A 10669-nucleotide genomic window follows, 5' to 3' on the forward strand; every position below is an offset into this window, starting at 1 on the left:
CCGGGCGAGGGCCGGACCGGCCGCCTGTCACGGACGCGGATCAGGGCATGGCTGTCGGCGGGGCGTACGGAGTACCCGTTCAGCCGCCCCGGTAGGCGCTCACCGCGAGCCGCTTCCACTCCTCCAGCAGTTGCTTCCGCCGCGCGGGCGCGCCGCCCAGTTCCGCGTCCAGCGCCAGTCCGCGGGTGAAGTTCACCGTCAGCCAGAACAGCGTCTCCAGGCGCTCGCGGGGCAGGTCCGGGGCGAAGTTCCGGATCAGCGTCAGGGTTTCGCGGCCCAGGGCCCGGTCGACCGGCCGGATCGCCGCCCGCAGGGCCGGGTCGGTGCGCGCCGCGATCCACAGTTCGGTCGCGGCAGTGGCGAGCGTGCCGGAATAGCCGGCCCACAGCAGGTCGATCGCCGCGGGAATGGCCTCCTCGCCGCTCGGCAGGTCCGTGAACGATTCCGCCAGCGCCGCTGTTCGCCGGCTAGTGAGATGCGCCACAGCGGCCGCCATCAGGTCGGCCTTGTCCGCGAAGTGGTGCTGCGCCGCCCCCTTCGACACCCCCGCCCGTGAGCAGATCTCCTGCATCGACGTGCGGGCGTAGCCGAGCTCCACCAGGCATTCGATGGTCGCGTCGAGCAGGGCCGTCCGGGTCTGCTCCCGGCGCTCGGCCTGCGTGCGGTGCCCCCGCGCGGTCACGTCGCCTCCTTTACCGGCGCTGCCGCCGGATGTACATTCCACTCGGAACTTACATTCCGTCCGTAATGTTTTCCACTGCTGGAGGTCACCGATGCCGTTGCCCGCGCCGAAGAGTTCCTGGGCACAGGACCTGGGCGAGTTCCGCGAGCTGGCCCGCGCGTTCTGCCAGAAGGAGCTCGTGCCGCACCAGGAGCGGTGGACCCAGCAGAAGTCCGTCGACCGCGAGCTGTGGACGAAGGCGGGCGAGGTCGGGCTGCTCGCCATCTCGATCCCCGAGGAGTACGGCGGCGGTGGCGGCACCTTCGCGCACGAAGCCGTGCTGTACGAGGAGCAGGCCCGCAGCGGCGACGGCTCCTGGGGCGTGTCCGTGCACAACGGGATCGTGGCCCACTACCTGCTCCACTACGCCACCGAGGAGAAGAAGAAGGAGTGGCTGCCCAAGCTCGCCAGCGGCGAGTGGGTCGGCGCGATCGGCATGACCGAGCCGGGCACCGGCTCCGACCTGCAGGGCATCAAGACCCGCGCGGTGCGCGAGGGCGACGAGTACGTCATCAACGGCGCCAAGACCTTCATCAGCAACGGCGGCATGGCCGACCTGGTCGTGCTGGCCTGCAAGACCGACCCGGACGCCGGCGCGGCCGGGGTGTCGCTGATCGTCGTCGAGACGAACCGCGAGGGCTTCCGCCGTGGCCGCGTGCTCGACAAGGTCGGCCTCAAGGGCCAGGACACGGCCGAGCTGTTCTTCGACGACGTGCGGGTGCCCGCGGCGAACCTGCTCGGCGAGGAGGGCCAGGGCTTCATCCAGATGATGCAGCAGCTCCCGCAGGAGCGGCTGATCATCGCGGTCACCGCGGTGGCAGGCATGGAGGCCGCGATCGACCTCACCATCGAGTACACGAAGGGCCGCACCGCGTTCGGCCGCCCGGTCTACAACTTCCAGAACAGCAAGTTCAAGCTCGCCGACGCGGCCACCGAGGCGGCCGTGGCCCGCGCCTTCCTGGACCAGTGCATCGAGGGGCACCTCAAGGGTGAGTTGGACGTGCAGGGCGCGGCCATGGTCAAGCTGTGGACCACCGAGCGGGCCAACAAGGTCGTCGACGACTGCGTCCAGCTGCACGGCGGGTACGGCTACATGACCGAGTACCCGATCGCGCGCGCCTGGACGGATCTGCGCATCTCCCGCATCTTCGGCGGGACCAGCGAGATCATGCGCGAAGTCATCTCGCGGACGCTCTGATGGCGGGACCACTCGCCGGGCTGAAGGTCGTCGAGCTGGCCGGGCTCGCCCCGGCGCCGTTCGCGGGCACGCTGCTGGCCGATCTCGGCGCCGACGTGGTGCGGGTCGACCGGGCCAAGCCGGGGGCGGACGTCCTCGGCGTGCCCAACGACCCGCTCACCCGCGGCCGCCGGACCATCGGCGTGGACACCAAGAGCCCCGAGGGCGTCGAGGTCGTGCTGCGGCTCGCCGAGCGGGCCGACGTGTTCATCGAGGGGTTCCGCCCCGGCGTTGCCGAGCGCATGGGGCTGGGCCCGGAACAGGTGCAGGGGCGCAACCCGCGGATCGTCTACGGCCGGGTGACCGGCTGGGGCCAGGACGGGCCGCTCGCGTCCGCGGCCGGGCACGACATCAACTACCTCAGCGTCGCGGGCGCGCTCGAACCCATCGGGCGCGCCGGGGAACGGCCGGTGCCGCCGCTCAACCTCGTGGGCGACTTCGCCGGTGGCGGGATGCTGCTGGCGTTCGGCATCCTCGCCGCGCTGCACGAGCGGACCTCATCCGGTCGCGGGCAGGTGGTCGACGCGGCGATGGTCGACGGCGCGGCGCTGCTGATGACGCAGCTATTCGGGATGCGTTCGGCCGGGATGTGGCCGAACGAGCGGGGCGGCAACGTCCTCGACGGCGGCGCCCCTTTCTACGACACCTACGAGACCGCGGACGGCAAGTATGTCGCGGTCGGGGCGATCGAGATGCGGTTCTGGGGCGACCTGGTGCGGGTGCTCGAGCTGGACCCGGCGGAGCTGCCGGTGCACCTGGACTGGAACCAGTGGCCGCGGCTGCGGGAGATCCTGGCGTCGGCGATCGGCAAGTTCACGCGGGACGAGCTGGTGGCGCGGGCGGAAGGCACGGACGCGTGCCTGACGCCGGTGCTGAGCCCGTGGGAGGCGGCGGCGCACCCGCACAACGCGGCACGCGGGACGTTCGTGGAGATCGGCGGCGTGGTCCAGCCCGCTCCGGCGCCGCGGTTCGACCGCACGCCGCCCGCGACGCCCGAGGCGCCCCACGAGACAGGGGCGGACACCGCGGATGTCCTGACCGAACTCGGGTATGACACCGAGCGTGTCGCGGCGCTGCGGGCGGCGGGGGTGATCGCCTCCTGACGCGCGCCCGGCTGATCGTTTAGAGTGGGGACCAGTTCGTGCTGGGCACGCAGTGTCACTGCGGCCAGCCATCCGTGTGAAGGGGTGTCGAAAACGTCCCGGTGACGGCAGGATTGCCGTTGATCGGGGGAACCAGGCCCGCGGTGCGCCGCGGGCCCAGTGCAGCGAGGGGAACACGGCCATGTCGGCGAACACCAAGAAGATCGTCATCGTGGCTGTCGTCGCGCTCGTGTTGTTCTTCCTGATCACGCGTCCGACCGAGTCCGCCGAGGTGGTGCGCAGCGCACTGGGCTGGCTCCGGGACGGCGCCGAAGCCATCGTGACCTTCGTCCGCAGCCTCTTCTCCTGACCCCATCCGGCCACGGCCGGCACCGCATGCGGCGGTGCCGGCCGTGGCCGTGCGCGTCTCGCCGTCAGCTACGGAAAGTCACCAATCTCGGCATCTGAGGGGCACTGTTCGACCATCCGGGTGGATTGAGGTGATTAACGCGCTGGTCGCCGAATTCCTTGCCCGGAACCTCTGGCGCGACGGCCCGAATTCCCCCTACGGTGCTCACATTGCGTGACCAGCCGGTTCTTACCGGCGAAACGGTCAATCGCTTCGATCATCGCCGTTCGATGGTGGCTTTCAGTGGGGCACGAGGAGGCAGGGATGACCGGAGATCCCGGGGTGGATGCGGTGATTGCCCAGTGGGCGTCCGAGCTCGAGCGCACGCCGGAGGAGATGGAGGCCGACCGGATCGCCTCCGCCTGGCTCGCCGAACTGCCGCAGCAACCACCAGGGATTCCCGGCCAGCGGGCCCGCACCGGCACCCGCACGTGGAAGCCGGTGGAGTCGGCCGACCCGGACTACCTGGACGCGATGCAGGAACGCCTGCCCGAGGTGCCGGTCGACCTGCTGGTCGCCGCGGCGGGCTGGTGGCAGATGGTCGGCGACATCGAAGAGGCCAAGGCCTGGTGGGACGCCGGCATCAGCCCGCTCGACCAGCGCGCGCTGGACTACCGGTCCGCCGGTCTCACGCCGTCCGACCTGTCCCGGCGCCTCGGCCCGATGACGGTCCTGCAGCACCTGCGCCGCGGCAGCGCCCCGGCCTGGTGCGTCGCCCGTCTCGCCCGCCAGCAGCGCGCCAGCTGACCGTCGAGGTCGCGTAACGTCAGGAAACGCGGCCTCGTTGGTCAGGTGAGGCTTTAGCGCTCGCTTGACACCGGCGCACCTATCGTCGGCGCGCGGAGCGTGCGGACGTCGGTGGGAGGCAAGGTTCTTGGACACGGAGCAGATCGAGCACGACCCTGCGGACGTGTCCACCGAGGAGGAAACCGCGGCGCCGCCCGCCCGCAGGCGGGCCGCGCCCGCGGTGCTCGGCAGGCTCGCGGTCGTGGTGGTGGTGCTGGCCGCAGCGGTCGGCGGGGTCTGGGCGACCAGTGCGGTCACCCGGCCCGACCGCACCGAGACCACCACCGAGATCCCGGACCTGGACAACGCGGCGGCGCAGGTCGCGCCCGGTTCGGCGGCCCCGGTCAACGCGACCGTCGAGGGCACGCCCGCGGCGCAGACCCAGCCGCAGCAGCAACCCCAGCAGCAACAACAGTCCGGCGGCGGCGACCTGCTCTCCCAGTGGGCGGCCAAGGTCTCCGACGTCACCGGCATCCCGGCCCGCGCGCTCGTCGCCTACGGCAACGCCGAGCTGGAGATGCGGGCCGCGCAGCCGAAGTGCCGGCTGTCCTGGGCCACGCTCGCCGGCATCGGCCGGGTCGAGTCCAACCACGGCCAGTACGGCGGCGCGGTGCTGCAGGCCAACGGGCTGCCCTCGAAGGCGATCATCGGCGTCCCGCTCGACGGCTCGCCCGGCATCAAGGCGATCGGCGACAGCGACGGCGGCCGGTTCGACGGCGACCCGGTGTACGACCGGGCGGTCGGGCCGATGCAGTTCCTGCCCAGCACGTGGGCCCGCTACGGCGGCGGCTACAACCCGCAGCAGATCGACGCCGCCGCGCTCGCCGCCGCTAAGTACCTGTGCGTCGGCAGCCGGGACATGGCCAGCGCGAACGGCTGGTGGGCGGGAATCCTGTCGTACAACAACTCGGTCGACTACGGGCAGAAGGTGTTCGGCCTCGCCGACGCTTACGCCAAGGCCGCCCAGGTCGTCAAGGTCTCCTGACCCGCGGGTGCTAGCGTCGTGGGGTGCCCACGGGTCTGTTCACGCCGCGCCGGATCGCGATCGGCGTCCTGTGCGTCGCCGCGTTCGCGGTCTGCTGCGGGCTGGCCTGGTGGCAGTGGAACCGGTTCGAATCGGCGAGCGGCTCGTTCCAGAACCTCGGTTACGTGCTGCAGTGGCCGCTGTTCGGCGTGTTCCCGGCGTTCATGGTGTGGCGGATCTGGAAGCTGCGCCGCGAGGCCGCGGCCCAGGAGGACGCCGAGCCTGCGGAGTCGCGCGCCGAGTGGGGCCGCAAGCCGGTGAGCGAGGTGCCGTCGCCGCGGACGCGGCAGGTCCCGGTCGACGACCAGGACGACGAGCTCGCCGCCTACAACCGCTACCTGGCCGAGCTGCACGCTCGTGACCAGCGCGAGAGCTAGAAAGGCAGACTGCGATGGTGGACACCGAAGAACGCGAAGGCGCCGCGGCCGCGAAGGCCGCGCCGGCCCTGCGGGGGCCGCTGCTGCGCTACCGCGTGCTGGCCTACGTCACCGGTGTCGCGCTGCTGCTGCTGACGGTGGCGTTCATCCTGAAGTACGCGTTCGACTCACCCGGGATGATGAGCTGGGCCGGCGTCAGCCACGGCGTCTTCTACATGGTCTACCTGGTGTTCGCGGTCGACCTGGCGCTCAAGGCGCGGTGGTCGATCAAGGGCACGATCCTGGTGCTGCTCGCGGGCACCATCCCGTTCCTGTCGTTCGTCGCGGAGCGCGCGGTCACGCACCGCGTTCAGGCCGGTCGCAAGCTCTGAGCGAGTAGGGCACGACGGTCGACCCGCGCAGGGTGTCCGCGTCCATGGTCGCCGGCCGGAAGCCGTCCAGCCGGGCGACCATCTCGCCCACCGGGTCGGCCACCTCGTCGGTCCGGCCGGACAGGAACGCCCACTCGTGCTCGTCCGAGCCGAAGTACACCGGGGTGGCGAAGACCTCCCGGAACCGCGCCCACGCCACCCGCAGCGTGTCGTTGCGCCACAACGTCGGGCAGCCGCCCTGGCAGCACACGACCCCGCCGGGCGTGAGCAACCCGGCGCACTGCCGCAGGAAGTCCGCGCCGTAGAGCCGGTTGTGCTGCGCCGCCGGATCGGTGTTCTCGTCCGGCAGGTCGATCACCACGAGGTCGTACCCGCCCGGCGACGACTCCACGAACGAGAACCCGTCCTGGTAGTGCACCCGGACCGGCCCCTCGCCGCGTTCGGCGGCGTCCAGCTCGCCGAGCGTGTAGCCGTAGGGGAGCAGCTCCGCGCACGCCCGCACCGCGACCCGGTCGATGTCGACGTGGTCCACCTGCTCGGCGCCGAACGCCACGGCCAGCTGGCTGGCCACACCCTCGCTCGACCCGATGATCAGCACCCGGCGCAACCGGGCGGCCAGCAGCATCGCCGGGACCATCAGCGCCTCGTGATAGACGAGCTGGCTCGCCTCGGTGCTCTGCCGCTCGTCGTCGCAGAACAGGGACACGCCCTGCGCGGTGCGGCCGATCAGCAGCCGCTGGAAGCCGGTGTGCTCGTCGAACAGCACCTCGGACACGTCCCACACCCGCGACAACCCGGGGCCGAGGGGCTCAACGATCTGCCGTGACATGCTTCTCCCCGCGCTCGACGACCGACATCTCCACGTCCGCGGCGTCCAGCGCGGCGGACAGCAGGCGCACCGCGAGCACCGGGTCCGCCTGGTCCCCGCAGGTGAACACGTCCGCGAACACCGCGCCGATCTCCGGGTAGGTGTGCACCGAGGCGTGCGACTCGGCCAGCAGCGCCAGCACCGTCACGCCCTGCGGCTCGAACCGGTGGCCGACCACCTCGCGGACCGTCGCCCCGGCCTCGGTCACCGCGGACCGCAACGCCTCGCGCAGGAACACCGGATCATCCAGCAGCCGAGGTGCGATACCCCGCAGCTCGGCGAGGACGTGCCGTCCGGCGAACGCGCCGATCTCACGCGCCATCGGCGAGCGCGCCTCCTTCCAGGCAGTAGGTGCGCAGGGGCGGGATCCCGTTGAACGCCACCGACGAGTAGCTCGCCGTGTAGGCGCCGGCGTCGAGGATGTCGATCCGGTCACCGGCGCGCAGCGACAGCGGCAGCTCGTACGGGGTCCGTTGGTACAGCACGTCGTCACCGTCGCACGTCGGCCCGGCGAGCACGACGGGACCCCGCTCACCGTCGCGGTCCACCGGCTCCAGCCGGTAGGGGATGGCCTCGTTCTCGGTCTCGGCGAGGCCGTTGTACCGGCCGACGTCGAGGTAGACCCAGCGCCGCCCGAACCGGGTGGCCACCAGCACGACCTCGGTGCGGATCAGCCCGGCCTCGGCGACCACGGCCCGGCCGGGTTCGAACAGCACCTCCGGCTCGTCCGGGAAGTACGCGGCCACGGCGGCCCGGATCGCCCGCGCGTACCCGGCGAGCGACGGCACGGCCTCGCGGTAGGTGATGCCGAACCCGCCGCCGATGTTCAGCCGCCGCAGCCGCACCCCGCGGGCCGCGCAGTCGGCGAAGATCTTGGCGGCCGCGGCGACACCGGCCTCCCACGCCGCGGGGTCCGGCTGCTGCGAGCCGACGTGGAACGCGATCCCGGCCGCGTCCAGGCCCAGCCGGTCCGCCTCGGCGAGCAGGTCCGCGGCCTGTTCGGGCTCGCAGCCGAACTTCTGGCCGAACGGCGTGGCCGAAGCCGGGCCGTCCACCAGTATCCGCACCGACACCGCCGCGCCCGGCGCGTGCTCGGCCAGTGCGGCCAGGTCCCCGGGGGCGTCGGTGGTGAAGTCACGCACCCCGCGCGCCCACGCGAACGCGATGTCGGCCGGCTTCTTGATCGTGTTCCCGTAGGACAGCGCCGCCGGCTCCGCGCCGGCCGCCAGGCACGCCTCGATCTCCGCCGGGCTCGCGACGTCGAACCCGCCGCCCGCGCCGAGCACGGCCCGCAGCACGGCGGGCTCGGGGTTGGCCTTGACCGCGTAACGCAGACGCGCGTGCGGGAACTCGCGGACGAGCTCCCGCACGCGCTCGGCGACCGTGTCGGTGTCCACGACCAGGCACGGCGTGCCGGGGCCGGCTTCGCTCAGGAACCGCCTGATCCGCTCAACACTCACCCGTGCAGCGTCTCAGGAGCCGATCCCGGTCAGCGAACGGACCTCCATCTCGGCGTGCTTGCGCGGGTCGGCCTTGTCCTTGGACAGGATCGTGCCGAGGAAGCCGCACAGGAACGAGAACGGGATCGACACCAGGCCCGGGTTCTTCAGCGGGAACCAGTGGAAGTCCACGCCCTTGATGATCGAGTCCGGCGAACCCGACACCACCGGCGAGAAGATCACCAGCACCAGGCACGCGCCGAGGCCGCCGTAGATGGCCCACAGTGTGCCGGTGGTGTTGAACCGCTTCCAGAACAGGGAGTACAGCAGCGTCGACAGGTTCGCCGAGGCCGCGACCGCGAACGCCAGCGCGACCAGGAACGCGATGTTCTGGCCGTTGGCCAGGATGCCGCCGATGATCGCCAGCACGCCGATCCCGATCGCGGTGAAACGCGCCACCCGCACCTCGTCGACCGGGTCGGCGTGGCCGCGCTTGAAGATGTTGGCGTACACGTCGTGGGCGAAGGACGCCGAGGCGGTCAGCGTCAGGCCGGCCACCACCGCCAGGATCGTGGCGAACGCGACCGCCGCGATGATGCCCAGCAGCAGGGTGCCGCCGATGTGCAGCGCCAGCAGCGGCGCCGCGGAGTTCTCGCCACCGGGCGCGGCCTTGATCTGGTCGGTGCCGACCAGCGCGGCCGCGCCGAAGCCGATGACCAGGGTGCACAGGTAGAACACGAACATGCAGGCGGTGGCCCACACGACCGAGCGGCGCGCCTCGTGCGAGTTCGGCACCGTGTAGAAGCGCATCAGCACGTGCGGCAGCGCGGCGGCGCCCAGGATCAGCGCGACGGCCAGCGACACGAAGTCCAGCTTGGTGGTGCCGTTCGCGCCGTACTGACCGCCCGGCTCGAGCAGCTTCCCGCCCATCGGGCTGTGGTAGGCCGCCTGCGAGAGCAGGTTCGACAGGCTGAAGCCGAACTTGCCGAACAGGAACACGGTCATCAGCACCGCGGACAGGATCAGGATGCTGGCCTTGATGATCTGGACGTACGTGGTGCCCTTCATGCCGCCGACCAGCACGTACAGCACCATGACGATGCCGACCACGGCGATGATCAGCGCCTGGCCGAGCCCGCCGTGGATGTTCAGCAGCAGCGCGATCAGACCGCCGGCGCCCGCCATCTGGGCCAGCATGTAGAACAGCGAGATGACCAGTGTCGACGTCGCGGCGGCGGCGCGCACCGGGCGCTGCTTCATCCGGAAGCTCAGCACGTCGCCCATGGTGAAGCGGCCGGTGTTGCGCAGCAGCTCGGCGATGAGCAGCAGGTCGACCAGCCAGGCGACCAGGAAGCCGATCGAGTAGAGGAACCCGTCGTAGCCGTGCACGGCGATCGCACCCGCGATGCCGAGGAACGACGCGGCCGACAGGAAGTCACCGGACAGCGCGATGCCGTTCTGCCGCCCGGTGAACGCGCTGCCCGCGGCGTAGTAGTCGGAGCGCGAGGAGTTCCGGCTGCTCACGCGGTACACGACGAACAGCGTGATGGCGACGAAGAGCGCGAAGACGGCGATGTTCACGACCGGGTTGCTGGCCGCGGTCGCACCGCCTGCGGCGAGAACGTGGTTCATCGGGGTCACTGCACTCCTGCCTGGCGGCGGACCTCGTCCACCTCGGGGTCGATCCGGCGCCGCGCGAACCGCAGGTAGGCGGCCGTGATCGCGGCGGTCGAGACGAACTGGAGGATCCCGAGGACGATCCCGACGTTGACCTCGCCGAACACCTTGATGCTCATGAAGCCGTGCGCGTACGCGGCGAGCAGCACGTAGACCAGGTACCAGAGCACGAACGCCAGGCTCATCGGGAACACGAAGCGGCGGAACCGGCTGCGCAGCGCGCTGAACTCTTCGCTGCGCTGGATCGCGACGAAGTCGGGGCCCGTCCGGCGGCGCGGGCCGGGCGGCTCGGGGGTGGTCGGGCTGCTGCCGAACAGCGGCCGCATCTGTCCCGTGTCCTCCACGGGGTTGCGCGCAGCGGTGCGGGCGACGTTCTGCATCTCTGCCTCCCGGCGAGCGAGCGAAGTCGGCGAAAATCCTTCGGGAGCGCACATGCTAACTACGCCGACCTGCGCCTCCGACATCGGAGGACCTCTTCAGAGTGAAGCGGGTCTGCGACACCCGGACGGGTTAATCCGCTGATCGGGCGAAAGGCGGGCGGGATTCGGCCGAAGCACGTAACCGGCTGTGAACTGGCGCGGGGTGCCGTCCCCGGAAGGGGTAAGGGGCGTCAGGGCGCGCAACACCGCGGCGGTGGTGGGAAAACGCTGGCCAATGGCGGTGACCGGGCAGAAATCC

The 10669-nt window shown here is 71.2% G+C and carries 13 protein-coding genes; 7 read left to right on the forward strand and 6 right to left on the reverse strand.

Translation table 11 applies throughout. The annotated features are described in order from the left end of the window. Positions 1–79: 79 nt before the first annotated feature. On the reverse strand, positions 80–682 hold the full coding sequence (locus tag AMYTH_RS0140320) for a TetR/AcrR family transcriptional regulator (protein ID WP_027934997.1): 603 nt from the start codon (positions 680–682) through the stop codon (positions 80–82). A 91-nt stretch (positions 683–773) separates the two neighbouring features. Here AMYTH_RS0140320 and AMYTH_RS0140325 point away from each other — a divergent pair, with 91 nt between their 5' ends. The 7 genes from AMYTH_RS0140325 to AMYTH_RS0140355 all read left to right on the forward strand — a co-directional run bounded on the left by AMYTH_RS0140325 (position 774) and on the right by AMYTH_RS0140355 (position 6007). Further along, complete coding sequence (locus AMYTH_RS0140325; RefSeq protein WP_027934998.1) at positions 774–1919, forward strand: acyl-CoA dehydrogenase family protein; 1146 nt, start codon at positions 774–776, stop codon at positions 1917–1919. Beyond that, on the forward strand, positions 1919–3061 hold the full coding sequence (locus AMYTH_RS0140330; protein WP_084022776.1) for a CaiB/BaiF CoA transferase family protein: 1143 nt from the start codon (positions 1919–1921) through the stop codon (positions 3059–3061). The genes AMYTH_RS0140325 and AMYTH_RS0140330 overlap by 1 nt, the downstream gene beginning before the upstream one ends. 181 nt (positions 3062–3242) lie before the next feature. After that, a complete protein-coding gene (locus AMYTH_RS49755) occupies positions 3243–3410 on the forward strand; it encodes a hypothetical protein (protein WP_020418820.1) in 168 nt (55 codons plus the stop codon). Positions 3411–3713: 303 nt separating this feature from the next. Continuing rightward, positions 3714–4196 carry a hypothetical protein gene (locus tag AMYTH_RS0140340; RefSeq protein ID WP_017983809.1) on the forward strand — a complete coding sequence of 161 codons (483 nt, stop codon included), beginning with the start codon at positions 3714–3716 and terminating at the stop codon, positions 4194–4196. A 127-nt stretch (positions 4197–4323) separates the two neighbouring features. Beyond that, positions 4324–5220 carry a lysozyme family protein gene (locus AMYTH_RS0140345; protein ID WP_027934999.1) on the forward strand — a complete coding sequence of 299 codons (897 nt, stop codon included), beginning with the start codon at positions 4324–4326 and terminating at the stop codon, positions 5218–5220. A 23-nt stretch (positions 5221–5243) separates the two neighbouring features. Next, the gene (locus AMYTH_RS0140350; protein WP_017983807.1) at positions 5244–5636 is read left to right on the forward strand and encodes a hypothetical protein; all 393 of its coding nucleotides are present in this window, start codon (positions 5244–5246) and stop codon (positions 5634–5636) included. Between the two features lie 14 nt (positions 5637–5650). Continuing rightward, positions 5651–6007 (forward strand): DUF3817 domain-containing protein, encoded by a 357-nt coding sequence (locus tag AMYTH_RS0140355; protein WP_027935000.1) that lies wholly within the window; start codon positions 5651–5653, stop codon positions 6005–6007. On the opposite strand, the gene AMYTH_RS0140360 is transcribed toward AMYTH_RS0140355, so the two are convergent. From AMYTH_RS0140360 to AMYTH_RS0140380, 5 genes are read right to left on the reverse strand one after another with little or no spacing between them, the layout of a single operon-like run. Next, the gene (locus tag AMYTH_RS0140360) at positions 5973–6836 is read right to left on the reverse strand and encodes a spermidine synthase (protein WP_027935001.1); all 864 of its coding nucleotides are present in this window, start codon (positions 6834–6836) and stop codon (positions 5973–5975) included. The two genes, AMYTH_RS0140355 and AMYTH_RS0140360, sit on opposite strands and share 35 nt — an antisense overlap. Beyond that, the gene (gene speD / locus AMYTH_RS0140365; protein ID WP_027935002.1) at positions 6817–7197 is read right to left on the reverse strand and encodes an adenosylmethionine decarboxylase; all 381 of its coding nucleotides are present in this window, start codon (positions 7195–7197) and stop codon (positions 6817–6819) included. The genes AMYTH_RS0140360 and speD overlap by 20 nt, the downstream gene beginning before the upstream one ends. Continuing rightward, positions 7187–8335: a type III PLP-dependent enzyme gene (locus AMYTH_RS0140370; RefSeq protein WP_027935003.1), complete on the reverse strand. Its 1149-nt coding sequence runs from the start codon at positions 8333–8335 to the stop codon at positions 7187–7189. The genes speD and AMYTH_RS0140370 overlap by 11 nt, the downstream gene beginning before the upstream one ends. A gap of 12 nt (positions 8336–8347) precedes the next feature. Next, the gene (locus AMYTH_RS0140375) at positions 8348–9946 is read right to left on the reverse strand and encodes a solute symporter family protein (protein ID WP_027935004.1); all 1599 of its coding nucleotides are present in this window, start codon (positions 9944–9946) and stop codon (positions 8348–8350) included. 5 nt (positions 9947–9951) lie between these two features. Further along, positions 9952–10371 carry a DUF485 domain-containing protein gene (locus tag AMYTH_RS0140380; RefSeq protein ID WP_027935005.1) on the reverse strand — a complete coding sequence of 140 codons (420 nt, stop codon included), beginning with the start codon at positions 10369–10371 and terminating at the stop codon, positions 9952–9954. Positions 10372–10669: the final 298 nt, after the last annotated feature.

Origin of the sequence: Amycolatopsis thermoflava N1165, from assembly GCF_000473265.1 — a bacterium.
GTDB classification, from domain to species: domain Bacteria; phylum Actinomycetota; class Actinomycetes; order Mycobacteriales; family Pseudonocardiaceae; genus Amycolatopsis_E; species Amycolatopsis_E thermoflava.

Excerpts from the sequence above, each read along its gene's own strand:
- AMYTH_RS0140330 (WP_084022776.1), top strand. The coding sequence starts at position 1,919 with ATGGCGGGACCACTCGCCGGGCTGAAGGTCGTCGAGCTGGCCGGGCTC.
- AMYTH_RS0140355 (WP_027935000.1), top strand. The coding sequence starts at position 5,651 with ATGGTGGACACCGAAGAACGCGAAGGCGCCGCGGCCGCGAAGGCCGCG.
- AMYTH_RS0140360 (WP_027935001.1), bottom strand. The coding sequence starts at position 6,836 with ATGTCACGGCAGATCGTTGAGCCCCTCGGCCCCGGGTTGTCGCGGGTG.
- AMYTH_RS0140340 (WP_017983809.1), top strand. The coding sequence starts at position 3,714 with ATGACCGGAGATCCCGGGGTGGATGCGGTGATTGCCCAGTGGGCGTCC.
- AMYTH_RS0140380 (WP_027935005.1), bottom strand. The coding sequence starts at position 10,371 with ATGCAGAACGTCGCCCGCACCGCTGCGCGCAACCCCGTGGAGGACACG.
- AMYTH_RS0140375 (WP_027935004.1), bottom strand. The coding sequence starts at position 9,946 with ATGAACCACGTTCTCGCCGCAGGCGGTGCGACCGCGGCCAGCAACCCG.
- AMYTH_RS49755 (WP_020418820.1), top strand. The coding sequence starts at position 3,243 with ATGTCGGCGAACACCAAGAAGATCGTCATCGTGGCTGTCGTCGCGCTC.
- speD (WP_027935002.1), bottom strand. The coding sequence starts at position 7,197 with ATGGCGCGTGAGATCGGCGCGTTCGCCGGACGGCACGTCCTCGCCGAG.
- AMYTH_RS0140325 (WP_027934998.1), top strand. The coding sequence starts at position 774 with ATGCCGTTGCCCGCGCCGAAGAGTTCCTGGGCACAGGACCTGGGCGAG.